23 protein-coding genes are annotated in these 24,816 nt (G+C 66.9%); 11 read left to right on the forward strand and 12 right to left on the reverse strand.

Translation table 11 applies throughout. The features are described from left to right. Positions 1 to 120: 120 nt before the first annotated feature. The gene (rsmB, locus tag ACWCIA_RS20825) at positions 121 to 1,719 is read right to left on the reverse strand and encodes a 16S rRNA (cytosine(967)-C(5))-methyltransferase RsmB (protein WP_454166413.1); all 1,599 of its coding nucleotides are present in this window, start codon (positions 1,717 to 1,719) and stop codon (positions 121 to 123) included. Positions 1,720 to 1,897: 178 nt separating this feature from the next. On the opposite strand from rsmB, the gene argS reads away from it, so the two are divergent. From argS to ACWCIA_RS20860, 7 genes are read left to right on the forward strand one after another with little or no spacing between them, the layout of a single operon-like run. Further along, positions 1,898 to 3,649 carry an arginine--tRNA ligase gene (argS, locus tag ACWCIA_RS20830; RefSeq protein ID WP_454166415.1) on the forward strand — a complete coding sequence of 584 codons (1,752 nt, stop codon included), beginning with the start codon at positions 1,898 to 1,900 and terminating at the stop codon, positions 3,647 to 3,649. 10 nt (positions 3,650 to 3,659) lie between these two features. After that, positions 3,660 to 4,382 carry an SPOR domain-containing protein gene (locus tag ACWCIA_RS20835; RefSeq protein WP_454166417.1) on the forward strand — a complete coding sequence of 241 codons (723 nt, stop codon included), beginning with the start codon at positions 3,660 to 3,662 and terminating at the stop codon, positions 4,380 to 4,382. An 18-nt stretch (positions 4,383 to 4,400) separates the two neighbouring features. Next, positions 4,401 to 5,099: a thiol:disulfide interchange protein DsbA/DsbL gene (locus ACWCIA_RS20840; RefSeq protein WP_454166419.1), complete on the forward strand. Its 699-nt coding sequence runs from the start codon at positions 4,401 to 4,403 to the stop codon at positions 5,097 to 5,099. Then, on the forward strand, positions 5,096 to 5,887 hold the full coding sequence (locus ACWCIA_RS20845; protein ID WP_454166420.1) for an SDR family oxidoreductase: 792 nt from the start codon (positions 5,096 to 5,098) through the stop codon (positions 5,885 to 5,887). Before ACWCIA_RS20840 ends, ACWCIA_RS20845 begins: the two co-directional genes overlap by 4 nt. Continuing rightward, on the forward strand, positions 5,884 to 6,651 hold the full coding sequence (locus tag ACWCIA_RS20850) for a biotin--[acetyl-CoA-carboxylase] ligase (protein WP_454166421.1): 768 nt from the start codon (positions 5,884 to 5,886) through the stop codon (positions 6,649 to 6,651). Before ACWCIA_RS20845 ends, ACWCIA_RS20850 begins: the two co-directional genes overlap by 4 nt. Further along, a complete protein-coding gene (locus tag ACWCIA_RS20855) occupies positions 6,651 to 7,424 on the forward strand; it encodes a type III pantothenate kinase (protein WP_454166457.1) in 774 nt (257 codons plus the stop codon). Before ACWCIA_RS20850 ends, ACWCIA_RS20855 begins: the two co-directional genes overlap by 1 nt. Before the next feature lie 6 nt (positions 7,425 to 7,430). Beyond that, positions 7,431 to 8,144, forward strand: coding sequence for an SPOR domain-containing protein (locus ACWCIA_RS20860; protein ID WP_454166422.1), 714 nt, complete (start codon positions 7,431 to 7,433; stop codon positions 8,142 to 8,144). A gap of 143 nt (positions 8,145 to 8,287) precedes the next feature. On the opposite strand, the gene ACWCIA_RS20865 is transcribed toward ACWCIA_RS20860, so the two are convergent. The 6 genes from ACWCIA_RS20865 to ACWCIA_RS20890 all read right to left on the reverse strand — a co-directional run bounded on the left by ACWCIA_RS20865 (position 8,288) and on the right by ACWCIA_RS20890 (position 15,442). Next, positions 8,288 to 9,160, reverse strand: coding sequence for a septal ring lytic transglycosylase RlpA family protein (locus ACWCIA_RS20865; RefSeq protein ID WP_454166423.1), 873 nt, complete (start codon positions 9,158 to 9,160; stop codon positions 8,288 to 8,290). A gap of 145 nt (positions 9,161 to 9,305) precedes the next feature. Further along, positions 9,306 to 10,421 (reverse strand): rod shape-determining protein RodA, encoded by a 1,116-nt coding sequence (rodA, locus tag ACWCIA_RS20870; RefSeq protein ID WP_454166424.1) that lies wholly within the window; start codon positions 10,419 to 10,421, stop codon positions 9,306 to 9,308. A gap of 10 nt (positions 10,422 to 10,431) precedes the next feature. Next, positions 10,432 to 12,408 carry a penicillin-binding protein 2 gene (gene mrdA, locus ACWCIA_RS20875; protein WP_454166425.1) on the reverse strand — a complete coding sequence of 659 codons (1,977 nt, stop codon included), beginning with the start codon at positions 12,406 to 12,408 and terminating at the stop codon, positions 10,432 to 10,434. A gap of 60 nt (positions 12,409 to 12,468) precedes the next feature. Then, positions 12,469 to 12,987, reverse strand: a complete 519-nt coding sequence (mreD, locus tag ACWCIA_RS20880; protein WP_454166426.1) for a rod shape-determining protein MreD — start codon at positions 12,985 to 12,987, stop codon at positions 12,469 to 12,471. Continuing rightward, positions 12,987 to 14,276, reverse strand: a complete 1,290-nt coding sequence (gene mreC, locus ACWCIA_RS20885; protein WP_454166427.1) for a rod shape-determining protein MreC — start codon at positions 14,274 to 14,276, stop codon at positions 12,987 to 12,989. Before mreC ends, mreD begins: the two co-directional genes overlap by 1 nt. 122 nt (positions 14,277 to 14,398) lie before the next feature. Next, positions 14,399 to 15,442 (reverse strand): rod shape-determining protein, encoded by a 1,044-nt coding sequence (locus ACWCIA_RS20890; RefSeq protein WP_193687199.1) that lies wholly within the window; start codon positions 15,440 to 15,442, stop codon positions 14,399 to 14,401. 423 nt (positions 15,443 to 15,865) lie between these two features. Here ACWCIA_RS20890 and gatC point away from each other — a divergent pair, with 423 nt between their 5' ends. From gatC to gatB, 3 genes are all read left to right on the forward strand, one after another. Next, a complete protein-coding gene (gene gatC / locus ACWCIA_RS20895) occupies positions 15,866 to 16,165 on the forward strand; it encodes an Asp-tRNA(Asn)/Glu-tRNA(Gln) amidotransferase subunit GatC (RefSeq protein ID WP_454166428.1) in 300 nt (99 codons plus the stop codon). A 40-nt stretch (positions 16,166 to 16,205) separates the two neighbouring features. Then, the gene (gatA, locus tag ACWCIA_RS20900) at positions 16,206 to 17,681 is read left to right on the forward strand and encodes an Asp-tRNA(Asn)/Glu-tRNA(Gln) amidotransferase subunit GatA (protein ID WP_454166429.1); all 1,476 of its coding nucleotides are present in this window, start codon (positions 16,206 to 16,208) and stop codon (positions 17,679 to 17,681) included. 86 nt (positions 17,682 to 17,767) lie between these two features. Then, entirely contained in the window at positions 17,768 to 19,228 is a 1,461-nt protein-coding gene (gene gatB / locus ACWCIA_RS20905) for an Asp-tRNA(Asn)/Glu-tRNA(Gln) amidotransferase subunit GatB (protein WP_454166430.1), read from the forward strand. Between the two features lie 229 nt (positions 19,229 to 19,457). Here gatB and pyrE read toward each other — a convergent pair whose 3' ends face one another. After that, positions 19,458 to 20,120, reverse strand: coding sequence for an orotate phosphoribosyltransferase (gene pyrE, locus ACWCIA_RS20910; RefSeq protein WP_454166431.1), 663 nt, complete (start codon positions 20,118 to 20,120; stop codon positions 19,458 to 19,460). An 86-nt stretch (positions 20,121 to 20,206) separates the two neighbouring features. Between pyrE and ACWCIA_RS20915 the strand changes: the two genes are divergently transcribed. After that, a complete protein-coding gene (locus ACWCIA_RS20915) occupies positions 20,207 to 20,977 on the forward strand; it encodes an exodeoxyribonuclease III (RefSeq protein WP_454166432.1) in 771 nt (256 codons plus the stop codon). 3 nt (positions 20,978 to 20,980) lie between these two features. On the opposite strand, the gene ACWCIA_RS20920 is transcribed toward ACWCIA_RS20915, so the two are convergent. From ACWCIA_RS20920 to metX, 4 genes are all read right to left on the reverse strand, one after another. Further along, positions 20,981 to 21,904 (reverse strand): pseudouridine synthase, encoded by a 924-nt coding sequence (locus ACWCIA_RS20920; RefSeq protein ID WP_454166433.1) that lies wholly within the window; start codon positions 21,902 to 21,904, stop codon positions 20,981 to 20,983. 10 nt (positions 21,905 to 21,914) lie between these two features. Further along, positions 21,915 to 22,799, reverse strand: a complete 885-nt coding sequence (locus tag ACWCIA_RS20925) for a M48 family metallopeptidase (RefSeq protein ID WP_454166434.1) — start codon at positions 22,797 to 22,799, stop codon at positions 21,915 to 21,917. 235 nt (positions 22,800 to 23,034) lie between these two features. Beyond that, on the reverse strand, positions 23,035 to 23,643 hold the full coding sequence (gene metW, locus ACWCIA_RS20930) for a methionine biosynthesis protein MetW (RefSeq protein ID WP_454166435.1): 609 nt from the start codon (positions 23,641 to 23,643) through the stop codon (positions 23,035 to 23,037). Continuing rightward, positions 23,640 to 24,803: a homoserine O-succinyltransferase MetX gene (metX, locus tag ACWCIA_RS20935; RefSeq protein ID WP_454166436.1), complete on the reverse strand. Its 1,164-nt coding sequence runs from the start codon at positions 24,801 to 24,803 to the stop codon at positions 23,640 to 23,642. Before metX ends, metW begins: the two co-directional genes overlap by 4 nt. Between the last annotated feature and the right edge of the window lie 13 nt (positions 24,804 to 24,816).

Genomic DNA, 24,816 nt, shown 5'->3' on the forward strand with positions numbered 1-24,816 from the left:
AGAGCTTGTGAAAAAAACTCCAGGGCAAGGCGCATCGTCGAAGACAGTACCCTTGTACGGCGAGACGAATGCAACGCAGCCATGGAGGATTTTTTCGCAAGCTCGTGGTGTGCGGGAACGTCAGGCCCCTTTCTTCTTCTGGAACAGGGCGTAGAACAGACCGTCATGGTCGATCTCGGCGCCACTCATCGGCAGCAGCTGGCCCGGCGCATCGAGGCGAATGGCGTCGACGTGGCGTGCCGCGAACGCGGCCGCCTGCGCCTCGGATTCCTGGGGCCAGAGCGAACATGTCACAAACAACAATTTACCATCGGGCCGCAGCATCTGCCAAAGATTGTCGAGTATCTGCGCGGAAAGTGTTGTAAGTTGGCGCGTGTCGGTCTTGCGGCGCAGCCAGCGGATGTCCGGATGGCGGCGCACGATGCCCGACGCCGTGCACGGCACATCGGCCAGGATGCGGTCGTATTGACGGCCGTCCCACCATTCTTTCGTCTGGGCTTCAGCCGCCACCAGCGTCGCCGACAGGCCGAGGCGGCCCAGGTTGTCGCCCACGCGCGCCAGGCGCTGCGGCTCGGCGTCGACCGAGGTCAGCTCGACATCGGCCGTCTCCAGGATATGGCCGCTCTTGCCACCCGGGGCGGCGCAGGCGTCGAGCACGCGCATGCCGTCCCGCAGGTCGAGCAGGGGCGCGGCCAGCTGGGCGCCGGCGTCCTGCACCGACACCAGGCCGTCGTGGAAGCCTGGCACCTGGGACACGTTGACCGCCTGCTTCAGGCGCAGGGCCGTGGGGCCGAGCCGGTCGGCGCCGATGCCCTCTTCCTCCAGCCGGCGCAGGTAGTCCTCGACCGTGGTCTTGCGGGTATTCACGCGCAGCGTCAGCGGCGGGTGGCCGTTGCCGGCCGCGAGGATGGCTTGCCAGTCGCGCGGATAGGCGGCGCGGGTAGCGTCGATCCACCACTGCGGGTAGTTCCACTGCGCCAGCGGCTGCGTCAGGGCCTCGGCCACCAGGACCTCGCGCTCGCGCAGGAAGCGGCGCAGCACGGCGTTCACCATCGCCTTGGCGTGCGCCAGGTCGGGATGGCGGCTGGCCGCGGTGACGGCCTGGTCGACCACGGTGAAGGGTTCGTAGGCGGCCCGCTCGCCTTCAGGGGTGTCGAGCAGTACCAGCGCGCAGGACAGCAGGCCGACGAGCATCGGCACGTCCGGCGCCTTGGTCGTCATCAGGCCCAGCAGCGTATCGGCCCGGCCCAGCCCGCGCAGCGTGCGGTAGGCCAGGTCCTGGATCGCGCCGCGCGTCTGGGGCGAGGCGTCATAGCTCGAGAACACGTTGGACAAGGCCTGCGGCAGCGCGGTGCCGGCCCGCACGGCGGCCACCGCGGCGGCCGCTCCCGCCAGCGCCAGCGCCAGCGAGTCGCCCGGCAGGTCCGGGCGGTAGTCGTGCTGGAAGTGGGGCTTGACCTCATGGCTGGGCCGCGCCGGCGCGGCCGGCCTGGGCTCACGATTCGGCTCGCGCTTCGGGTCGGGCAGCGGTGCGGCAGGCTTCTGCTCGAACGTCGGCGCGCGCTTCGCTTCCGGCCTGGCCGCCGGCTGCGGCCGCGCCTGGGCACCCTGCGCTGCCGGCCTGGCATACTGCGCAGCCGGATTCGCCGGCTTGGCCGGGGTCTTGGCGGCGCTGGCGGCCTTGGGCTTGATGGTGAGCGTGCGGCGCTTGTCGGTCATGGTGGCGGGTCAATACGGGAAAGGGGCACATTGTAACGGTAACGCCTTTGGCCGGGCTTAAACCCTGACTGCGCAGGCCGGCCCGGGGCGTATTCGGCGCTGCAGCAAACCAGTATAATGGCCTCCTGTCTGCCGTGGCCGCGCGCCACCGCCTCACCGAACTTACCGAACGCACCCTATGCTCGCCCAACAAAAACAGCAGATCGTTGCCCTCTTCGAGGCCGCCCTCGCGCCGATCGTTGCCGGCACCGGCCTGGCCCCCAACGTCCTCCTGGAGCGCCCGCGCGATCCAAGCCACGGCGACGTCGCCTGCAACATCGCCATGCAGCTGGCCAAGCCTTTGAAAACCAACCCGCGCGAGCTGGCCACGCGCCTGGTCGCCGCCCTGCTGGCCGATCCGCAGGCCGCTGGCCTGGTCGAGTCGGCCGACGTCGCCGGCCCCGGCTTCATCAACCTGCGCGTGGCCGCGAGCGCCAGGCAGTCGGTGGTGCGCACGGTGCTGGAACAAGGCGATGCCTTCGGCCGCGGCACGGCCGGCGCCGGGCACCATGCGATCATCGAATTCGTCTCGGCCAACCCGACCGGCCCGCTGCACGTCGGCCACGGCCGCCAGGCCGCGCTGGGCGACGCCCTGTCCTCGCTGTTCGAGTCGCAGGGCCACGACGTGACCCGCGAGTTCTACTACAACGACGCCGGCGTGCAGATCGCCACCCTCGCCAACTCGGTGCAGGCGCGCGCGCGCGGCTTCAAGCCGGGCGATGCCGAATGGCCCGAGTCGGCCTACAACGGCGACTACATCGCCGACATCGCGGCCGATTTCCTGGCCGGGAAAACCGTGTCCGCCAGCGACGGCGAGCCGGCCACCGCCAGCGGCGACGCCAATGATCTCGAATCGATCCGCCGCTTCGCGGTCGCCTACCTGCGCAACGAGCAGGATCAGGACTTGCAAGCATTTGGCGTCAAGTTCGACAACTATTATCTCGAGTCCTCGCTGTACGCGGACGGCAAGGTGGAACAGGCAGTGCAGGCCCTGGTCGACGCCGGCGTCACCTACGAGCAGGACGGCGCGCTGTGGCTCAAGACCACCGACTACGGCGACGACAAGGACCGCGTGATGCGCAAGTCCGACGGCACCTACACCTATTTCGTGCCGGACGTCGCTTACCACATCCAGAAGTTCCGCCGCGGCTTCGACCAGGCCATCAACGTCCAGGGCAGCGACCACCACGGCACCATCGCCCGCGTGCGCGCCGGCCTACAGGCCGTGAACATCGGCATCCCGCAGGGCTACCCGGATTACGTGCTGCACAAGATGGTCACCGTCATGAAGAACGGCGAAGAGGTCAAGATCTCGAAGCGCGCCGGCTCGTATGTCACCGTGCGCGACCTGATCGAATGGTCGGGCAACGGCGACATCACGCGCGGCCGCGACGCCGTGCGCTTCTTCCTCATCTCGCGCAAGGCCGACACCGAATTCGTGTTCGACGTCGACGTCGCGCTCGCCACCAGCGAAGAAAACCCGGTCTACTACGTGCAGTACGCCCACGCGCGCATCTGCTCGGCGCTGGCGAACTGGGGCGGCGACGAAGCCCAGCTGGCGAACGTCGATCTGTCGCCGCTGACCACGCCGCACGAAGCAGGCCTGCTGTCGAAGCTGGCGGCCTACCCGGAAATGCTCGCACGCGCCAAGCTCGAACTCGGCCCGCACCAGGTCGCGTTCTATCTGCGCGAACTGGCCGGCGAGCTGCACAGCTACTACTTCGCGCACAAGTGGCTGCTCGACGACGACGAGCCGCTCAAGCTGGCGCGCCTGGCCCTGGCCCTGGCGACCCGCCAGGTGCTGCGCAACGGCCTGGCCCTGATCGGCGTGTCGGCTCCGGCCAAGATGGAACGCGCTCCTACCGAACCACAAAACGCAGCACAAGCATAAACAAGCAACCATGACCGCGATCCTTCGTTCTCCTTCACTCCTGCGCCAGCGCGGCAGCACCCTGACCGGCTTCATCCTCGGCCTGATCATCGGCCTCGGGATTGCGGTCGTGGTCGCGCTGATGATCACCAAGGGCGCCTCGCCCTTCACCGACCGCTCGAACAAGATGGGCCGCCCGGCCGACCTCGAGCCGAGCCTGGCGAGCGACCCGAACAAGCCGATGTACGGCAACCGCGAAGCCGCGCGCGAAGCGAACAAGCAGATCGCCGACCGCGAAGCCGCCAAGGCCGCTGCCGCCGCGGCTGCTGCTGCCGCCCCGGCACCTGCCCCGGCCGCCGCCACCGAGTCCGACCCGCTCGGCCAGGCGATTGCCGGCATGACCGAAGCGGCCGCCCCGAAACCGGCGGCGACCAGCGCCCCTGCCCCGGCCCCGGCTGCGGCGCCGGCCGGTGCCCCGGCCGCGCCCGCAGTTGCATCGGCAGCGGGCGCCGACGACAAGTACATCTATTACCTGCAGGCCGGCGCCTTCCGCGAGATGTCGGACGCGGAAGCCACCCGCGCCAAGCTGGCCCTGCTCGGCTTCGAGGCCGCCATCAGCGACCGCGCCAGCGACAGCGGCACGCTGCACCGCGTGCGCCTCGGTCCGTTCAGCCAGGTCGAAGCCGTCAACAAGGCACGCGCAAAATTGCTCGACAGCGGTATAGACGTAGCAATCGTTCGCAACCAAAAATAAACTCATAGGGAGACCCTGATGCAACCGCTTCGCCGCCTGTTATGTACCGCCGCCCTGCTGAGCATGTCGGCGGCCGCTTTCGCCGCCCCCGCCGCCGCGCCCAAGGAAGGCGTGCAGTACCAGGTACTGCCGCAAAAGGCCGACACCCCCGAGGGCAAGCAGGTCGAAGTCATCGAATTCTTCTCGTACGCCTGCCCGCACTGCAATGCCTTCGAGCCGCTGCTGGAAGCCTGGGTCAAGAAACAGGGCGCCAACATCGTCTTCAAGCGCGTGCACGTCGCGGCCGGCCAGCGCGCCATGCCGCAGCAGCGCCTGTTCTATACGCTGGACGCCCTTGGCCTCCTCGGCCAGTACCACGCCAGGGCCTTCGCCGCGATGCACCAGCAGCGCCTGCGCTTCGTCGAGGACGAAGAAGTCATCGGTTGGGCTGCCCAGAACGGCATCGACCGCGCCCGCTTCGTCGACGCCTACAACTCCTTCGGCGTCCAGGCCAAGGTGCGCCGTGCGGCCGTCATGATGAACGAGTACAAGGTCGACCACTGGCCGCTGGTCGCCGTCGACGGCCGCTTCATCACCTCGCCGTCGATGGCGAGCGAGGGCCAGTCGCACGACCACTCGCAAGGCCATAACGAGGCCGAACTGCAGACCAATGCGCTGCAGGTGATGGACGCGCTGGTGGCGAAAGCGAAGTCGGACAAGAGCGCAGACAAGAAATGACGGCAGCGGCCCGCGCCGAACGGGTCTTCATCACCGGCGCCTCGAGCGGCATAGGCGAGGCGCTGGCGCGCGAATATGCGGCGCGCGGCGCCACCCTCGGCCTGCTCGCGCGGCGTGGCGAAGCCCTGGAGGCGCTGGTGCGCACCCTGCCCCATCCCGAGCGCCACCGCACCTACGCGGTCGACATCCTCGACCATGCGGCACTCGCTGCGGCGGCCAGGGACTTCCTGCTGGCCGCGGGCGGCGCCGACATCGTCATCGCCAGCGCCGGCATCTCCTACGGCACCCTGACCGAGCGGCCGGGCGACCTGCCCGTCTTCGAATCCGTCTTCGCCACCAACGTCAACGCCCTGGCCGCCACCTTCGCACCTTTCATAGCGCCGATGAAGGAGCAGGCCGGCGCGCGCCGGCTGGTGGCGATCGGCAGCGTCGCCGGCGTGCGCGGCATGCGCGGCGCCGGCGCCTACTGCGCCTCCAAGGCGGCGGTACGCGTCTACTGCGAATCGCTGCGGCTGGAACTCAAACGCTCCGGCATCCGCGTCGTCACCATCGCCCCCGGCTACATCGATACTCCCATGACCCGCAACAACCGCTTTCCCATGCCCTTCCTGATGTCCGCCGGACGCTTCGCCGCCGCAGCCGCCAAAGCCATCGCGCGCGGCGACAGCTACCGCGTGCTGCCCTGGCAGATGGGCTGGGTCGCCCGCCTCCTGGCCGTGCTGCCGAACGCCCTGTTCGACCTGCTGTTCTCGCGCGCGCCGACCAAGGAACGCAAGGAGGCCGCATGAACGCCGGGACGATTGCCGCGCTGTCGAATGCGCGCGTCGCAGTCGAGGTGGTCGAGGAGACCGGCTCGACCAACGCCGACCTGCTGGCGCGCGCGGCCGGCCTGCGCGAGCCGCTGCTGCTGGTGGCGCGCAGGCAGACCGCCGGACGCGGACGCGCGGGACGCAGCTGGCTGTCCTCGAGCGAAGGCTCGCTCACCTTTTCCCTGGCCTGGCATGTCGAAGGCGGCCTGCCGCGCCTCGCGGGTCTGCCGCTGGCGGTCGGCGTGGCGCTGGCCGAAGCGCTCGAGCGGCTCGGCGTGCAGGTCGGCCTGAAGTGGCCGAACGACGTGCTGCGCGATGGAGATAAACTGGCCGGGATCCTGATCGAAACCCAAGCCGCCCCGAGCGGCGGCACCTGGGCCGTCATCGGCATCGGCCTGAACCTGCTGATGCCGGACGAACTGGAAGCGCAGATCGGCCGCAGCGTGGCCTCGCTGCCCTGGCTGGCGCGCATGGACCGCGACTCGCTGATGGCCGCCCTGCTCGACGGCCTGGCGGCGGCCCTGCGCGAATTCGAGCGCGGCGGCTTCCCCGCCTTCGTGGCGCGCTGGAACCTGCGCCATGCCTGGCAGGGCGAGACCGTTACCATCCTGGACCGGGGAACGGTGCTGCAGGAAGGCGTGGCCGCCGGGGTGGACGATGCCGGCCGTCTGCTGCTCGATACGCCGGACGGCCGCGTCACGGTGCTGGCCGGCGACGTCTCGCTGCGCGTGAAAGGGATTTGATGCTGTTGCTGGTCGATGCGGGCAATACCCGCGTGAAGTGGGCGCTGGCAAGCGAGCGCGCCGCGCCGGGCGACTGGACCGCGCTGGGCGCGGCCCTGCACGCCGACCTGGATGCGGCCGGCGCCGGCTGGCGGCAGGCCGGGGTGACCCGCGCCATCGTCTCGAACGTAGCCGGCCCGGAGATGCGTGCACGCCTGGCCGCCCTGCTCGGTACCGTCGACACCGAATGGTTCGCGTCCAGCGCGGCGCGCGCCGGGCTGGTCAACGGCTACCGCGAGCCGGAACGCCTGGGCTGCGACCGCTTTGCCGCCGCCATCGGCGCGCGCGCCCTGGTGCCCGGCCAGGCGCTGGTGGTGGCGACCTGCGGCACTGCCACCACCGTGGACGCGGTCAGTCCCGACGGCCGCTTCGTGGGAGGCATGATCCTGCCGGGACTGGCGCTGATGGCTGGCGCCCTGGCGAAAAATACCGCCCAGCTGCCGCAGGTGGCGCCGGGAACAGCCCTCCCTCCCCTGTTCGCGGACAACACCAACGACGCCATCGTCTCGGGCTGCCTGTCGGCCCAGGCCGGGGCGATCGAACGCGCGGTGGCGAGCCACGCCGCAACCTGGGGCGACTGCATCTGCGTCGTCTCGGGCGGCGCAGCGCCTTATGTTGCGCCAGCCCTCAAGCTTGCGCACCGGATGGCCGATAATATCGTGCTGGTCGGGCTGCACGCGGTGCTGCTGTCCGGGGCGGCGCCAGCGGGCGCGGTGGGACTCAGTGGAGAATAAAGCGTGGTGAGATTCGTATTTTGGGCTTTGCTGTGCGCGAACCTGATCGTGTTCGCGTATGGCCGGGGCTTCCTGGGCAGCTTCGACGCCGGCGTGCGCGAGCCGGCGCGCCTGCGCAACCAGCTCGCCGCCGACAAGCTGGTGCTGCTCAGCGGCGAGCAGGCGCAGTCCGTGGCCAGTGCCGTCCCCGCCCCCGCGCCTGAAGCCCCCGTCGAGGCCGCACCCGAGGCGCCGCCGGCCGCGCCGGCCGTCCCCCCTGTCGCCTGCGTCGAAACCGACGCGTTCGCACCGGGCGACGCGCGCCGCTTCGAAACCCGCCTGGCCCGGCTCGACCTGGGCGCGCGCCAGACCCGCCTGACGGTGCCCTTCCAGGAAGTGACCAGCCACCTGGTCTACCTGCCCCCGCAAAACGGCAAGGAAGGCGCGGACCGCCGCAGCGCCGAACTGCGCGCACAGGGCGTGGCGAGCTTTTTCGTGATGCAGGGCGAATCGCCGCTGCGCTGGGCGATCTCGCTGGGCGTCTTCAAGACCGAAGCGGCCGCGCGCGTGCATGCGGCGACGCTGGCGAAACAGGGCGTGCAAGGCGTGCGCATCCTGCCGCGCGGCCCGCAATCGCAGCGCTTCGCCTACCGCTTCCGCGACATCGATACCGATCTGCGCCGGCGCATCGTCGACGCCGGACGCGGGATGCCGGCGGCGGTGCTGCACGTTTGCAGATAAGAGATTCGTTCAGAGCTTGGGTTGGCACAGCGTGGGCACAAGTGCCCACCCTACAAAAGCTAACCGAAGGGACGTAGGGTGGACGGGTCTCCCGTCCACGCGTTCAGCCATCGCCAGAGCAGCCGCACCGCCCGCAATAACCCCTACCGCCTCACCACAATCGGCTTCAACCCCAACTGCGACGGCAAGGCCTTCGCCGCCTGCTGCGCTTCCGCACGCGAGCCGAACGGCCCGCCGTACAGGCGGTGCACCGAGCCGGCAGGCGCCACCTCCAGGTTGCCGAGCGCAATACCCGCAGCAGCCAGCTGGCGGCCCATTTCCCGCGCCTTGTCGGCACGGCTGTAGGCGCCCAGCTGCAGGTAGAACCCGGCCGCCGCGGCGGAGGTCGACGCCGCTTGGGGCAGCGCCTGCGCGACGGCGGCGCTGTCGGTCTGCACGCGGTCTTCCAGCATCAGCGCGGCGATTTCCGGCGACGCCGGCAAGGCCTGCGCCTCGGAAGTAGCGGCGCGGCGTTCGCGGGCCAGGCGGATCGGGTCGTTCGGGAACAGGCGCTCGATCTGGACTTCGTGGCTGCCCTTGCCCAGCAGGCCCAGCTTCAACGCCGCCGTGTAGGAGACGTCGACCACGCGGCTGGCGTGGAAGGGCCCACGGTCGTTGATCCGCACCACGACCGATTTGCCGCTGGCCACGCTGGTGATGCGGGCGTACGAGGGAATCGGCAGCGTCGGATGGGCGGCCGTCATCTTGTACATGTCGTAGGGCTCGCCCGAGGAGGTGCGCTGGCCGTGGAACTTGACCCCGTACCAGCTAGCGACGCCGCGCTGGGTGAACGGTTCCTCGTGCAGGAAGGGGGTGTAGGTGCGGCCGAAGACCTCGTACGGACGGTTTGCCCACTTGTGATAAGGCTCGGCGCGCACGACGGCGTCGGGGACCAGTTCCAGGCCCGGCGGGATATTGCGGCCGGGGCCGTCATCCTTGTAGTAGCCGCCGCGGCCGGAACCCGCCGCCGGCAGCACCGGGCCATGGTTTGTTGCTTTGTGCTTCCAGGGGAGCGGAATCAGGCTTTTGTGTTCGCCAGTCGATCCGCAACCGGTCATCAATGCCGCTAAGGCAATGACCGCTGGGAGATGTCTCGGAGCGGTCATTGCCTCCTCCTCCATTTCAGGTCTGCACCAGCTTTCGGTGCCGTTGTATGCTCATCAATATACCAGCGCCGAGGCCCAGCGTGATGAACGCCGTACCGCCGTAGCTCATGAAAGGCAGCGGAACTCCCACCACCGGCAGGATCCCGCTCACCATGCCCATGTTGACAAAGGCATACGTAAAGAAAATCATCGTGATCGCGCCGGCCAGCAGGCGCGAGAACATGTTCGGTGCGTTGGCGGCAATCATCGCCCCGCGCCCGATCAGCAACAGATAGATTACCAAAAGAAATAGGTTGCCGACCAGTCCAAATTCTTCCGAATAGACCGAAAACACGAAGTCGGTGGTCTGTTCGGGCACGAATTCGAGCTGCACCTGCGTGCCCTGATGGTAGCCCTTGCCCGTCACGCCGCCCGAGCCGATGGCGATCACCGACTGGATGATGTGGAAGCCCTTGCCGAGCGGGTCGGAGGTCGGGTCGATCAGCGTCATCACCCGCTCGCGCTGGTAGTCGTGCAGCATCGACCAGGCCACCGGCATGCTGGCGGCGGCCGCCACGCCCAGGCCGATCAGCACTTTCCAGGGCAGGCCGGCGAGGAAGATGACGTAGAAGCCCGAGGCGCCGACCAGCAGCGCGGTGCCGAGGTCGGGCTGCTTGGCGATCAGCACGAAGGGAATCAGGAGCAGCACGGCCGCCACCACGAAGGACTTCCACTGCCCCACCTTGGCGCGCTGCTGGAAATACCAGGCGATCATCAGCGGCGTGGCGATCTTCATGATCTCCGAGGGCTGGATGTCGACGCCCAGGTGCAGCCAGCGCCGCGCGCCCTTCTTGATGATGCCGAACATCGCCACCGCCACCAGCAGCGCGACGCCGACCGTATAGACGGGCACCGCGATACGCATCAGCATTTGCGGCGACAGCAGCGACGCCGCCCACATGACGGCGAAGGCCAGGATGAAGTTACGCATCTGCGCTTCGACCCGCCCCGGGAATTCGGTGCCGGCCGAGGACATGGTGATCATGCTGGTGGTGACCAGCATGAACAGGATCATGGCCAGCGGCCAGTCGAAGACGTTGAAATACGGCTTCAGGCGGCGGCCGAGAGAACGCCGCTCCGGATAATAAGCCATCTGTTTGCTCCTAGTGGCGGGTTGGCGCGGCGGCGGCCGCCGTGACGACCGGCGTCGCCGGCGTGCTCGGTTTGGCCGCGCCGGGAACCACCGGCGCCGGCTTGGCGCCGTCGGGGGTTTTCGGCGGCGCCGGGCGCTTGCCGAGCAGGTAGTAGTCGAGTGCTTTTCTCGCGATCGGCGCCGCCGAGGCCGCGCCGAAACCGGCGTTCTCGACCACCAGGGCCAAGGCGATGCGCGGCTTGTCGGCCGGGGCGAAGGCGACGTACAGCGCGTTGTCGCGGTGGCGTTCGTCGATCGCGTTGGCGTTGTACTTCTGCCCTTTCAGGCCGATCACCTGGGCGGTACCGGTTTTGCCCGCCGAGACATAGCCGGCGTTCCTGAAGGCCCGGTAGCCGGTACCGTAGGTCTCCTGGGTCACGCCCACCATCGTCTGCTTGATGAAGTCGATGTTCTCCTGCTTGAGCGGGATGCGGCGGCTTTCCTTCGGCACGGTCAGGGTGCGCTGGCGCGTCGCGCCATCCTCGATCAGTTTGACCAGGTGCGGCTTCATGACCACGCCGTTGTTGGCCAGGTTGGCCACCGCGTGCGCCAGCTGGATCATCGTGTAGTTGTTGAAGCCCTGGCCGATGCTGATCGAAATGGTGTCGCCGCCCACCCATTTCTGGGCCTGGCGGTTGCGGCGGAAACGGTGCGCCTTCCACTCCTTGGACGGCAGCACGCCGGTCTTTTCGTGGTCGAGGTCGATGCCGGTCGGCTCGCCGAAGCCGAACGGACGCATGAAGGCGGACATCCGGTCGACGCCCATCTCGTGGCCGAGCTGGTAGTAATAGGTGTCGCAGGACTCGACCACCGATTTATACATGTCGACGTAGCCGTGGCCGCCCGGCTTGTCGTCGTTGAAGCGGTGCCCGCCCAGCATGAAGAAGCCGGGGTCGCGGATCCCGTCCGAGGGCCGGCGCAGGCCCAGCTCGAGGGCGGCCAGCGACATGAAGGGCTTGAAGGTCGAACCCGGCGGATAGGTGCCCGACAGCGGGCGGTTCATCAGCGGCCGGTCGAGCGAGGTATTGAGTTCGTTCCAGCTCTGGGTGTCGATGCCGTCGACGAACAGGTTGGGGTCGAAGCCCGGGCGCGAGACATAGGCCAGCACGTCGCCGGTCTCCGGCTCGATCGCCACCAGCGCGCCGCGCTGCTCGCCGAAGGCTTCCTCGACCACCTTTTGCAGTTCGATGTCGATCGACAGGATCAGGTTGCTGCCCGGGACCGGCGCCCGGCGCGACAGCGTGCGGATCGCGCGCCCGCCTGCCGAACGCTCGACCTGCTCGTAGCCGGTGGTGCCGTGGAGGTAGCGCTCGTAGCGCTTCTCGAGGCCTTCCTTGCCGATGTGTTCGGTGCCGTTGTAGTTGGCGGCGTCGTCGGTCTCGGCCAGCGCATCCGATTCCTTCTGGTTGATGCGGCCGATGTAGCCGACCACGTGCGAGGCGACCTCGCCCAGCGGATACTGGCGGAACAGCCGCGCCTGCACTTCGACGCCCGGGAAGCGGAAGCGCTGGGCGGTGAAGCGCGCCACCTCGTCGTCGGTCAGGCGGGTGCGGATCGGCACGCTGGCGAAGCTGCGCGACTCTTCCAGCAGGCGCTTGAAGCGCTTGCGGTCCTTCGGCTCGATCGACACCAGCTTGGCCAGTTCGTCGATCACCGATTCCATGTTCGCCTGCAGTTTCGAGGGCGTGATCTCGAGCGTATAGGCCGAGTAGTTGCGCGCCAGGACCACGCCGTTGCGGTCGACGATCAGGCCGCGGTTGGGCACGATCGGCACCAGCGCGATGCGGTTGTCCTCGGCCTGGGCATGGTATTTGTCGTGCTGGATGACCTGCAGCCACACGAAACGGGCGACCAGGATGCCGAAGCAGACGAACACCAGTCCCAGCAGCACGGTGAGGCGCATTCGGAAGTGGTGGATCTCGCGGTCGCTATCTTTGATTTCAGTCATTACTGCGTTCAGTCATTTACTGCGTCAGTCAGTTGCCGTGTCGGTCGTCGACGAGGAACATCAGATCGGGCGGGTGTGGTCACGGTCGACCGCGCGCCGTTGCGGCGCCAGCAGCAGCCAGGTGATGACCGGCCACAGGGCGACGGCCACCGCGCTTTCGATGAAATGCAGCCAGCCGGTAAAGCGGCCGGTGGCGAAGAAGTGCACCAGCACCTGGATCGCCTGCGCCAGCAGCAGCAGCGGGAACACGTGCATGGCCTGGGTGCCCACCGGGAACCACAGCACGCGGCGATGGATCATGGTCGCCACGTAGGACAGCAGCGTGTAGGCTAATGCGTTCTCGCCCAGCAGCGTGGCGTCGTGCACGTCCATCAGCAGGCCCATGCCGAAGGCGACGCCGATGCCGACCTTGCGCGGCTGGTGGATGCCCCAGAAGACCAGCACCAGCGCCACGAAATCGGGCGTGCCGGTCCAGCGGCCCCAGGGCAGCAGGTTGAGCATGAAGGCGCAGGTCAGGCTGAACGCGATGAACAGCGGGCTGACCGGCAGCAGGATGTAGTTGGCGCGGTGTCCGGGCATTACGCGCCCTCCTTCCGGATGGCCGGCTGGGCCGGCGGCGAAGTGGTGACGCCGGCAGTCGGCACGGCGGCCGGACGGCTGGCGGCCGGCGGCGGGACGGCGTTCGTGCCGGCGGCCGGCTGGGCGCCATTCGTGGACGGCGCCTGGCGCGGGCTTGCGGCAGGGACGGCCGTGTTCGGCGCGGCGCCGGCCGGCGCCGGCGACACCTTGCCTGGCGCAGCAGCGGCAGGCGCCGTCGCAGGCGCCGTTGCAGGCACCGTAGCGGGCGTCGATGCAGGAGTCGATGCGGGAGCGCCGGCCACGGCGCCCGGCCCGGTTCCGGGCTGGGCCGGCACACCCTGGGCCGGCAGCGGCGCCGGCGCCAGCGGCGGCAGCGGCACCGGTTCCATCTTCGGCAGGTTGCGGCGCGCGGCGTGCGCGCCGGGCGCCGGCGGATCGAGGGGTCTTGGCGCCTTCGTGGCACCCGATTTCACGATCAGGAGCTGGCGGTGGCGGTCGACGCCGCCGAGCGGCTGGCAGACCACGCGCCCGAAGGCGCCGGCCGCGACCTTCTCGACCTGCATCACCTTCGCCACTGCCAGCCCGGCCGGATACATCCCGTCCAGGCCCGAGGTGACGATCACGTCGCCGACCTGGACGTCGGCATCGGGCGCTACGAAGCGCAGGTCGAGCAGGCCCGAGTGCCCGCGGCCATAGGCGATGCTGCGCAGGCCCGAGCGCAGCACCTGTACCGGGATGGCCTGGTCGCGGTCGGTCAGCAGGGTGACTTCGGAGGTGAACGGGAAGACGCGGGTGACCTGGCCGATCACGCCGGCATTGTCGATCACCGGCAGGCCCAGCTCCACGCCGTTGCGGGTGCCGCGGTCGAGGACGATGCGGCGCGTCGAAGGATCGCGCGCATCGTACAGGATCTCGCCCATGATCGAGCCGGTCGGCAGGTATTCGCGCGCTTCGAGCAGGCGCCGCAGGTGGGCGTTCTCGGCCATCTGGAACTGGGCCTGCTGCATGGCCTGGGCCTGCGCGACCTGCTGGTTCTTCAGCTCGCGCACTTCATTCTGCAGGCTCGAGAGCGAGGAAAAATAGCCGCCCATGCTGGAGAGGGCGTCGCGCGGCATCAGCGCGGCCATCTGCAATGGGTAGAGGATGGTGCCGGCCACCTGGCGCACGGTGCTCAGGACGTGCATGCGCGCGTCGACCACCAGCAGCACCAGCGACAGGAGAGCAAACACCGTCACCTTGACCCGTGCCGGGGCGCCCTGTTTGAAAAGCGGCGGAGGACTGTAATCCATGAATATCAGTAGTGGCGGCGCAGCCGCCGGAGCCTAATGCCAGAATGAGGGGGCGGGATGAACGCATGGGCAGGCGCCGGCTCCTCGCCTGCGCCCGCCCACACTAGCCCTGCTTCATTCGCTTACTCGTACGAGAAGATCGAACCCAGCTTGTCGTTGTGTTCCAGCGCCATGCCCGAGCCGCGCACCACGCAGGTCAGCGGGTCTTCGGCCACCAGCACCGGCAGGCCGGTCTCTTCCATCAGCAGGCGATCCAGGTCGCGCAGCAGCGCGCCGCCGCCGGTCAGCATCATGCCCTTCTCGGCGATGTCGGCGCCCAGTTCCGGCGGGGTCTGCTCGAGCGCGTTCTTGACGGCCGAGACGATGTTGTTGAGCGGGTCGGTCAGCGCTTCCAGGATCTCGTTGCTCGAGATGGTGAACGCGCGCGGGATGCCTTCGGACAGGTTGCGGCCCTTGACTTCCATTTCCTTCACTTCCGAACCCGGGAAGGCCGAACCGATGGCCTTCTTGATCGCTTCGGCGGTCTGCTCGCCGATCAGCATGCCGTAGTTGCGGCGGATGTAGTTGACGATGGCTTCGTCGAACTTGTCGCCGCCGACACGCACCGAACCTTTATAGACCATGCCGCCCAGCGAGATGATGCCCACTTCGGTGGTGCCGCCGCCGATGTCGACCACCATCGAGCCGGTTGCGTCCGATACCGGCAGGCCGGCGCCGAGCGCAGCCGCCATCGGTTCTTCGATCAGGAACACCTGCGAGGCGCCGGCGCCGAGGGCCGATTCGCGAATCGCGCGGCGCTCGACCTGGGTCGAACCGCAGGGCACGCAGATGATGATGCGCGGCGACGGGCGGAAGAATTTCGAGTCGTGCACCATGCGGATGAACTGCTTGAGCATCTCTTCGGTGACGGTGAAGTCGGCGATGACGCCGTCCTTCATCGGGCGGATCGCCTCGATGTTGCCCGGCACCTTGCCCAGCATCTGCTTGGCCTTCTTGCCGACCGCCTGGATCGTTTTCTTGCCGTTCGGGCCGCCCTGCTGGCGGATCGCCACGACCGACGGCTCGTCCAGCACGATGCCCTGGCCGCGCACATAGATCAGCGTATTGGCGGTACCCAGGTCGATGGCCAGGTCGTTCGAGAAGTAACTGCGTAAAGAACCAAACATGTGTGTCCTGATGCGCGAAGGCGCGCGTAAGCAAATTAATCGGGTGTCCTTGCCGCGTCGGCCCTGCCTGCGCCCGGCGGTCTTTAGAGCACCTAACAAAACTCCCATGGCTGCGTTGCGCCGCCTCGCCGTACAGTCGTACTGTCTTCGGCGACGCGCCTTGCCCTGGAAGTTTTGTTAGGCGCTCTTATCTAATGCGGGTCGCGCTCATTCGGCGCAGACCACGCATTAGCCCGCCATTCTACCTTATAATTTACCGATTAAACGCCGAAAACAGGGGGTTTTAGCCCCCAGTTCCTGAAGCGAGATCGACGGGATTAACAAGCTTTTATCGACTGTAGCAAGGCGTTCAACAGCCGCACAGAACAATTCCGTTATCCGTCCAACCACATTTTGAACGCGGCCCCGGCCGCGCTGTTTGCCATGTCCCTGACTCTTTCAGACGTAAAACGGATCGCCAACCTGGCCCAGCTCGACCTGGACGACGCCCACGCCGACACCGCATTGGGCGAGTTGAACGGCATTTTCGCCCTCGCCGAACAGATGCAGGCCGTCGACACGGCCGGCGTCGCTCCCCTGTCGCACCCGCTGGCCGCCATCCTGGCCCTGCCGCTGCGCCTGCGCGAAGACGTGGTGACCGAAGAAAACCGCCGCGACGACTACCAGGCGCCGGCGCCCAAGGCACAGGACGGCCTGTACCTGGTGCCGAAAGTAATCGAGTAATCCTGCCTTCACGACAACGCATTCACGAACACTAGGCACCATGCACAACAAAACCATCAAAGAACTGTCGGCGCTGCTGCACGCGAAGCAGGTATCGAGTACGGAACTGACCCGCCACTTCCTCGACCGCATCGAGGCGAGCAGCCACAACGCCTTCCTGCACGTGGACCGCGAGCTGTCGCTGGCCCAGGCGCTTGCCGCCGACGCGCGCATCGCCGAAGGCACGGCCGGCCCGCTGACCGGGGTACCGATCGCCCACAAGGATATCTTCGTCACGCGCGGCTGGCGCACGACTGCCGGCTCGAAGATGCTGGCCAACTACGTCAGCCCCTTCGACGCCACCGTGGTCGACCGCTTCAACGCGGCCGGCATGGTCACGCTGGGCAAGGTCAATTGCGACGAATTCGCGATGGGTTCGGCCAACGAGAACTCGGCCTTCGGCCCCGTGCAAAACCCGTGGGACGCGCTCGCCGTGCCGGGCGGCTCCTCGGGCGGTTCGGCCGCCGCGATCGCCGCGCGCCTGGCCCCGGCCGCCACCGCCACCGACACCGGCGGCTCGATCCGCCAGCCGGCCGCCTTCTGCGGCGTCTCCGGCATCAAGCCGACCTACGGCCGCGTGTCGCGCTTCGGCATGATCGCCTTCGCCTCCTCGCTCGACCAGGGCGGCCCGATGGCGCAGACCGCCGAGGACTGCGCCCTGCTGCTCAACGACATGGTCGGCCACGACGAGCGCGACTCGACCAGCCTCACGCTCGAGCAGGGCAACCGGCATGAAGACTTCACGCGCGACCTGAACAAGCCGTTGAACGGCCTGCGCATCGGCGTGCCTTCGGAGTACTTCGGCGAAGGCCTGGCTGCCGACGTGGAAGCGGCCGTGCGCGCCGCGCTGGAACAGTTCGTCAAGCTCGGTGCGACCCTGGTTGACATCTCGCTGCCGAAGACCGCGCTGTCGATCCCGACCTACTACATCATCGCCCCGGCCGAAGCCTCGTCCAACCTGTCGCGCTTCGACGGCGTACGCTACGGCCACCGCGCCGCCGAGTACAAGGACCTGCAGGACATGTACAAGAAAACGCGCGCTGAAGGTTTCGGCCGCGAAGTCCAGCGCCGCATCCTGGTCGGCACCTACGTGCTGTGCCATGGCTACTACGACGCCTACTACGTGCAGGCGCAGAAGATCCGCCGCCTGATCGCCGACGACTTCCAGGCCGCGTTTGCCGACAAGTGCGACGTGATCATGGGCCCGGTTGCGCCGACGGTCGCCTGGGACGCGGGATCGAAAACCAACGACCCGGTCGCCAACTACCTGGCCGACATTTTCACTTTGTCGACCAGCCTGGCCGGCCTGCCCGGCATGTCGATCCCTTGCGGCTTCGGCGAAGGCGAGAAGAACGGCAAGCGCCCGGTCGGCCTGCAAATCATCGGCAATTATTTTGCCGAAGCCAAGCTGCTGAACATCGCGCACCAGTACCAGCAAGTCACCGACTGGCACCAGCGCGCCCCTGCCGGGGTCTAATCGTAGGGTGGACGGCTCCGCCGTCCACGCGTGACGCATGAACGGCCCGCGCCTCATGCGAACCGAACAGAAAAAGAGAGAACACCATGCAATGGGAAGTCGTCATCGGTCTTGAGAATCACGTCCAGCTCACGACCAATTCGAAAATCTTCAGCGGCAGCTCGATCCAGTTCGGCGCCGAGCCGAACACGCAAGCGAGTCCCGTGGACCTGGCGCTGCCGGGCGTGCTGCCCGTGATGAACAAGGGCGCCGTCGAGCGCGCGATCCGCTTCGGCCTGGCGGTCGGCGCGAAAATCGCCCCGCAGTCGGTTTTCGCCCGCAAGAACTACTTCTACCCCGACCTGCCGAAGGGCTACCAGATCAGCCAGTTCGAAGACCCCGTGGTCCAGGGCGGCACGATCACCTTCGGCTACGAGAAGGACGGCAAGCTCGAGACGAAGACCGTCAACCTGACCCGCGCCCACCTCGAGGAAGACGCCGGCAAATCGCTGCACGAAGACTATGCCGGCATGACCGGCATCGACCTGAACCGCGCCGGCACCCCGCTACTCGAGATCGTCTCCGAGCCGGAAATGCGCAGCGCCGCCGAAGCGGTCGCCTACGCCAAGGCCCTGCACGGCCTGGTGATGTGGCTCGGCGTCTGCGACGGCAACATGCAGGAAGGTTCCTTCCGCTGCGACGTCAACGTCTCGGTGCGCCCGATGGGCCAGCAGGAATTCGGCACCCGCTGCGAGATCAAGAACCTGAACTCCTTCCGCTTCATGGAAGAGGCGATCCACTACGAAGTGCGGCGCCAGATCGAACTGATCGAAGACGGCGGCAAAGTCCAGCAGGCGACCCGCCTATGGGATCCGGACAAGAAGGAAACCCGCGCCATGCGCTCGAAGGAAGACGCGCAGGACTACCGCTACTTCCCCGACCCGGACCTGCCGCCGCTGACCATCTCCGAAGAATGGATCGAGCGCGTGCGCGCCGACATGCCGGAACTGCCGGAAGCCATGCGCAAGCGCTTCACCGGCGACTACGGCCTGCCGGAATACGACAGCCTGATCCTGACCTCGTCGCAGAGCATGGCGACCTACTACGAAGCCGTGGTGGCGAAGGCCGGCAAGGAAAACGCGAAGGCGATTGCCAACTGGATGATGGGCGACGTCTCCTCGACCCTGAACCGCGAAGGCGTCGACATTACCGAGTCCCCGGTCGAAGCCTCGCAGCTGGCCCTGCTCATCAAGCGTATCGCCGACGGCACGATCTCGAACAAGGCCGGCAAGGAAGTGTTCGCCGCCATGTGGGAAGCCAAATCGACGGACGAGAACCTGGCCGACGTCGTCATCGAGCAGAAGGGCCTGAAGCAGATTTCGGACACGGGCGCGCTGGAAGCGATCGTCGACGAGGTGCTGGCGGCGAATGCGAAATCGGTCGAGCAGTACCGCGCCGGCAAGGAAGCGGCGATCAACGCGCTGATCGGCCAGACCATGAAGGCCTCGAAGGGCAAGGCGAATCCGGCGCAGGTGACGGAGCTGTTGAAGAAGAAGCTGGCGGGTTAATTTACTACCGCTGACTACAAAAAAACCGGAGCAATGCTCCGGTTTTTTTATGCCTGTGTAGGGTGGACGGCTATACCCGGTAACGGGCATTCACGCGCCCGATGCGCCGTCCACGCGTTCAACGCACGGTTGAGATACCGGGGAGACTGATCATCGGCCGGTTGAACGCGTGGACGGCGCCCAGGCAGCGTGATCGCGAACCACGGCGGTGCAGCCGTCCACCCTACGATTACACGCCGTAACGCGCGCGGTAGGCCGCCACCGCTTCCTTGTGCTGCCCCAGCTCGGCGCCCGCCCCTTCGCCCGACAGGTAGGTGAACAGGTCATCCAGGTTGGCGATCGAAATCACCGGAATCCCGAACTCCTGCGCCACCTGCTGCACCGCCGAGCCTTCCGACAACGCCCCATCCTTGCCCGAGCGTTCCATGCGGTCCAGCGCGATCAGCACGGCGGCCGGTTCGGCGCCGGCCGCGCGGATCATGGTGACCGACTCGCGCACCGAGGTGCCGGCCGAGATCACGTCGTCGACGATAACCACTTTACCCTTCAGGCCGGCGCCGACGATGGTGCCGCCTTCGCCGTGGTCCTTGGCTTCCTTGCGGTTGTAGGCGTAGGAGGTGTTATGGCCCTTGCCGGCCAGCGCGACGGCCGTGGCGGAAGCCAGGGTGATGCCCTTGTAGGCCGGGCCGAACAGCATGTCGAACTCGGCGCCGGAATCGAGCAGCGTCTGGGCGTAGAACTGCGCCAGCTGGCCGAGCGTGGCGCCGTCGTGGAACAGGCCGGCGTTGAAGAAATACGGCGACTGGCGCCCTGCCTTGGTGGTGAACTCGCCGAACTTGAGCACTCCCGTCGAGACCGAAAAAGCGATAAACTGTTGGCGCAAATTGTTCACGATGACCCCAAAATAAAAAAGTGGCTGTATTTTAATCCCCGTGCCCGGCAGACGCCACGCCGCCGCGCTTCTCTCCTTTCGCTCCCATGCCAAGAATTATCTCCGCCAACCTGAACGGCATCCGTTCGGCCCACAAAAAAGGCTTTTTCAACTGGCTCGCCAACATCGACGCCGACTTCATCTGCGTACAGGAACTGAAGGCCCAGGAAGCCGACATGACCGAGGACTTCCTGCGTCCGCACGGCTACCACAGCCATTTCCATTACGCCGAGAAGAAGGGCTACTCGGGCACCGGCGTGTATAGCCGCTGCGCACCGGACAGCAAGCGCATCGGCTTCGGCTGCGCCGAGTTCGACGCCGAAGGCCGCTATACGCGCTGCGACTTCGGCAACCTGACGGTGATCTCGCTGTATGCCCCGTCCGGCTCGTCCTCGCCCGAGCGCCAGCTGGCCAAGTTCCGTTTCATGGAAGCCTTCCTGCCGCACCTGCAGGAACTCAAGGCCGAGGGCCGCGAGGTCGTCATTTGCGGCGACTGGAACATCGCGCACAAGGAAATCGACCTGAAAAACTGGAAGAGCAACCAGAAGAACTCGGGCTTCCTGCCGGAAGAACGCGCGTGGATGACGCGCCTGTTCGACGAGCTGGGACTGGTGGACGTGCACCGCGTGGTGGCGCCGGAAGCGGCCGACTACACCTGGTGGAGCAACCGCGGCCAGGCCTGGGCCAAGAACGTCGGCTGGCGCATCGATTACCACGTCGCCACCCCGGGCATCGCGGCCAAGGCGCATGCGGTGTCGGTCTACAAGGACGAGCGATTCTCGGACCACGCTCCCCTCATCATCGATTACCACCTGTAATCGTTACGTGGGCCAGTCGAGCGTGCGTTCGCTGTTGAACGTGCGCGGCTGGCCCGTCAGCGGATCCTCGAAACTGATCGAACGCGCCAGCAGTTGCAGCGGCGCCGAAAAATCGTCGCCCTTGCAAGGCAGCGCCACCGGATAGAAGGCGTCGTTTAGGATCGGCGCACCCAAGGACGACAGGTGCAGGCGCAGCTGGTGCTTGCGGCCGGTATGCGGATGCAGGCGGTAGCGCACGACCTCGCCGCGGCGCTCGACGACTTCGATCAGGGTCTCCGAATTCGGCTCGCCCGGCACCTCTTCGCTGACGAAAAACTGCTCCGCGTCCTGCATGCGGCTGCGGTAAGTAAAAGGGAATTCGCGTCCCTCGATCGGCCCGGCCAGCGCCTCGTACACCTTCTTGACCACCCGCTTCTGGAACATCGACTGGTACTTGCCGCGCGTGTCGATGTTATGCGAGAAGATGACCACGCCTGCCGTTTCGCGGTCCAGGCGGTGGATGGGCACCAGGTGCGGCAGTTCCAGCTGGGCTTTCAGGCGCACCAGCAGGGTCTCGTGCAGGAAGCGCCCGGTCGGGATCATCGGCAGAAAATGCGGCTTGTCGACGATCAGCAAGTGCTCGTCCTGGAACAGGATGCGTTCCTTGAAGGGGATGGGCGTTTCGTCTTCGTCGAGCTCGCGGTAGTACCAGATGCGCATGCCCTTGCGGACATGGCTGTCCGCTTGCAGGGGCGTGCCCTGGGCATCGACCACTTCGGCGCGCTCGAGCCGGGCCGCCCAGGACTCGGGTGTCACGTCGGGAAAACGCTCGGCCAGGAAGCGCAGCATGCCGCCCGCCAGCGTCTCGGTCAGCCACAGGTAGCTGGGCGCGACGCCCTTGCGGACCGGCAGGGGAACGTAGGAATTGGCTTCTGCCTGGCGGCCCATCAGCGATCCGTTACTTCAGTGCGACGTTGGTGCGGTACGGCGGCAGGCGGTTGACCGTGGTGCCCTTGCTGCGCGCGTACAGCGGCAGCAGCACGTTCATGTGCTTTTCCATGTCGCCGATGCGGGTTTCGCCGCCCGGGTGGGTCGACAGGAATTCCGGCGGCGCGCCCTTGTTCAGCATGCCCATCTTGCGCCACAGGGCGACACCGGCACGCGGGTCGTAGCCGGCGCGGGCGGCGATGTCCAGGCCGACCAGGTCGGCTTCGCGTTCCTCGTCGCGCGAGAACTTCAGCACCACGCCCTGGCCGATCATGCCGGTGACGGTATTCGTGATGCTCGGGTCGATGCCGAAGATGGCCGAGCCGAGGGCGCCGGCGCCGCGCGCGACCATCGAGGTGATGCCCGACTTGGCGGTGCGCTCGCGGCCATGCTCGCGCAGGGCGTGCGCGATCTCGTGGCCCATGATCGCCGCCATCTCGTCGTCGGTCAGTTTCAGCTGGTTGATGATGCCGGTGAAGAAGCCGATGCGGCCGCCCGGCATGCAGAAGGCGTTGACTTGAGGCTGGTCGAACAGGTTGACCTGCCAGTCCCAGTTCTTCGCGGACTGGTTCCAGCGCGGCGTGTGCGGGATGATGCGCTGGGCCACGCCGCGCAGGCGCTTGACCTGCGGATCGGTGGCCGGCACCAGGGCGCCCTTCTGGTTCGCCTGCGAAATCATGGCCTGGTATTGCTGGGCCGCCGCCTCGTTCATCTGCTCTTCCGGAACGAGCACGCGCACGCGCGACAGGGGTTTGACGGCGATGCCGTCCTGGATGACCTGCTCTTTTTGGGCCTGCGCCGTGCCGAGGCTGGAGAGCAGCGCGATGCAGACGGCTAAGTGTTTGAATTTTTTCATGTTGGTTGCCAATGTGCTGGTTTTGTCAACAGCATCGTCGCAGAAAACTGCTGATGGGTACGCACGATAAGGGGAATGATGGGGGCGCGGGAGCGGGATTCCAAGCGCGGCGCGATTGTTCGGGCGGTGGTTGAACGCGTGGACGGCAAAGCCGTCCACCCTACATTGCCGGAGGGACGTAGGGTGGACGGGTCTCCCGTCCACGCGTTCAACCGGCCCTGGACCAGCCCTAACCCTATTTCACCCGCTTCCTCAACCTGAACACCGCCAGACTCCCCCGCAAATTCGGCAGGAAACTGACCGGCTTCCCATCCGCCAGCGCCACATAGTCCAGCACTTCCAGCCCGCATTCCTCCGCCAGCTCCTTGAAGTCGTAGATCGTTGCGTAACGCACGTTCGGCGTGTCGAACCACTGGTAGGGCAGCGTGCGCGAGACCGGCATGCGGCCCTTGAGCAAGGCAACGCGGTGCGGCCAGTAGGCGAAGTTCGGGAAGGAGACGATGGCCTCGCTCCCCACGCGGACGATGTCGCGCAGGCGCGCTTCCACGTGCAGCATCATCTGCAGCGAGGACAGGCAGAGCACCGTGTCGAAGGAATTGTCGCCGAACAGGCCCAGGCCCTGCTCCATGTCGTGCTGGATGACGCTGATGCCGCGCCGGGTGCTCTCGAGCACCTTGTCGTCGGCGATCTCGATGCCGTAGCCGGTGCAGCGCTTGCCCTTTTCCAGGTAGCGCAGCATGGCGCCGTCGCCGCAGCCGACGTCCAGCACGTGGGAGCCTTCGCCCACCCAGTGCGCGATGAAGGCGAGGTCGGGGCGCAGCGTGCTCAGGTCTTCGAATTTCATGCCGCCTCCTTGTCCATCGACTGCGCCGACTCTTCCCAGATGCGGTCGTAATAGGCCCGCACCACGCCCATGTAGCGCGAGTCTTCCAGCAGGAAGGCGTCGTGCCCGTGCGGCGCGTCGATCTCGGCGTAGGTCACCTTGCGCCGGTTCGAAATGAGGGCCTCGACGATTTCCCGGCTGCGCTCGGGCGAGAAGCGCCAGTCGGTGGTGAAGGACGCGACCAGGAACTGGGCCCGGGTCGTGGCCAGGGCGCGGGTCAGGTCGCCGCCGTGCTCGCGCGCGGGGTCGAAGTAATCCAGCGCCTTGGTGATCAGGAGGTAGGTATTCGCGTCGAAGTATTCGGAGAACTTGTCGCCCTGGTAGCGCAGGTAGGACTCGATCTCGAAGTCGATGCCGAAGTCGAACTTGTAGTCCCCGGTCTCGGCGGCGTTGCGCAGCTTGCGGCCGAATTTCTCCGCCATGTCGTCGTTCGACAAATACGTGATGTGGCCCACCATGCGCGCCACTTTCAGGCCGTTCTTCGGCACCACGCCGTACTCGTAGAAGTCGCCGCCGCGGTAGTCCGGGTCGGTCAGGATGGCCTGGCGCGCGACGTCGTTGAAGGCGATGTTCTGGGCCGAGAGCTTGGGCGTGGAGGCGATCACGATGCAGTGGCGCAGGCGCTCCGGGAACATGATGCTCCACGAGAGGGCCTGCATGCCGCCCAGCGAGCCGCCCATCACGGCGGCAAACTGCCCGATGCCGAGGCGGTCGGCCAGGCGTGCCTGGGCCGTGACCCAGTCCTCGACGGTCAGCAGCGGGAAGGCCGCGCCATACGGCTTGCCGGTGGCCGGGTTGGTGTGCATCGGGCCCGTGGAACCGAAGCAGGAGCCGAGGTTGTTGACGCCGATGACGAAGAAGCGGTCCGTGTCGACGGGCTTGCCCGGTCCCACCATGTTGTCCCACCAGCCGGCGCTTTTCGGCTCGTTGGCGTAGGTGCCGGCCACGTGGTGCGAGGCGTTCAGGGCGTGGCAGATCAGCACCGCGTTCGAGCGGTCGGCGTTGAGCGTGCCGTAGGTTTCATACATGAGCGTGTAGTCGCCGAGCTGCGCGCCGCTTTGCAGGCGCAGCGGTTCGGCGAAATGCATCGCTGACGGGGTGACGGTTCCAATGGATCCCATGAGGCTTTCTTTA

Source organism: Massilia sp. SYSU DXS3249 (assembly GCF_053668055.1).

Excerpts from the sequence above, each read along its gene's own strand:
- rsmB (WP_454166413.1), bottom strand. The coding sequence starts at position 1,719 with ATGACCGACAAGCGCCGCACGCTCACCATCAAGCCCAAGGCCGCCAGC.
- argS (WP_454166415.1), top strand. The coding sequence starts at position 1,898 with ATGCTCGCCCAACAAAAACAGCAGATCGTTGCCCTCTTCGAGGCCGCC.
- ACWCIA_RS20835 (WP_454166417.1), top strand. The coding sequence starts at position 3,660 with ATGACCGCGATCCTTCGTTCTCCTTCACTCCTGCGCCAGCGCGGCAGC.
- ACWCIA_RS20840 (WP_454166419.1), top strand. The coding sequence starts at position 4,401 with ATGCAACCGCTTCGCCGCCTGTTATGTACCGCCGCCCTGCTGAGCATG.
- ACWCIA_RS20845 (WP_454166420.1), top strand. The coding sequence starts at position 5,096 with ATGACGGCAGCGGCCCGCGCCGAACGGGTCTTCATCACCGGCGCCTCG.
- ACWCIA_RS20850 (WP_454166421.1), top strand. The coding sequence starts at position 5,884 with ATGAACGCCGGGACGATTGCCGCGCTGTCGAATGCGCGCGTCGCAGTC.
- ACWCIA_RS20855 (WP_454166457.1), top strand. The coding sequence starts at position 6,651 with ATGCTGTTGCTGGTCGATGCGGGCAATACCCGCGTGAAGTGGGCGCTG.
- rodA (WP_454166424.1), bottom strand. The coding sequence starts at position 10,421 with ATGGCTTATTATCCGGAGCGGCGTTCTCTCGGCCGCCGCCTGAAGCCG.
- mrdA (WP_454166425.1), bottom strand. The coding sequence starts at position 12,408 with ATGACTGAAATCAAAGATAGCGACCGCGAGATCCACCACTTCCGAATG.
- mreD (WP_454166426.1), bottom strand. The coding sequence starts at position 12,987 with ATGCCCGGACACCGCGCCAACTACATCCTGCTGCCGGTCAGCCCGCTG.
- mreC (WP_454166427.1), bottom strand. The coding sequence starts at position 14,276 with ATGGATTACAGTCCTCCGCCGCTTTTCAAACAGGGCGCCCCGGCACGG.
- ACWCIA_RS20890 (WP_193687199.1), bottom strand. The coding sequence starts at position 15,442 with ATGTTTGGTTCTTTACGCAGTTACTTCTCGAACGACCTGGCCATCGAC.
- gatC (WP_454166428.1), top strand. The coding sequence starts at position 15,866 with ATGTCCCTGACTCTTTCAGACGTAAAACGGATCGCCAACCTGGCCCAG.
- gatA (WP_454166429.1), top strand. The coding sequence starts at position 16,206 with ATGCACAACAAAACCATCAAAGAACTGTCGGCGCTGCTGCACGCGAAG.
- gatB (WP_454166430.1), top strand. The coding sequence starts at position 17,768 with ATGCAATGGGAAGTCGTCATCGGTCTTGAGAATCACGTCCAGCTCACG.
- ACWCIA_RS20915 (WP_454166432.1), top strand. The coding sequence starts at position 20,207 with ATGCCAAGAATTATCTCCGCCAACCTGAACGGCATCCGTTCGGCCCAC.
- ACWCIA_RS20920 (WP_454166433.1), bottom strand. The coding sequence starts at position 21,904 with ATGGGCCGCCAGGCAGAAGCCAATTCCTACGTTCCCCTGCCGGTCCGC.
- ACWCIA_RS20925 (WP_454166434.1), bottom strand. The coding sequence starts at position 22,799 with ATGAAAAAATTCAAACACTTAGCCGTCTGCATCGCGCTGCTCTCCAGC.
- metW (WP_454166435.1), bottom strand. The coding sequence starts at position 23,643 with ATGAAATTCGAAGACCTGAGCACGCTGCGCCCCGACCTCGCCTTCATC.
- metX (WP_454166436.1), bottom strand. The coding sequence starts at position 24,803 with ATGGGATCCATTGGAACCGTCACCCCGTCAGCGATGCATTTCGCCGAA.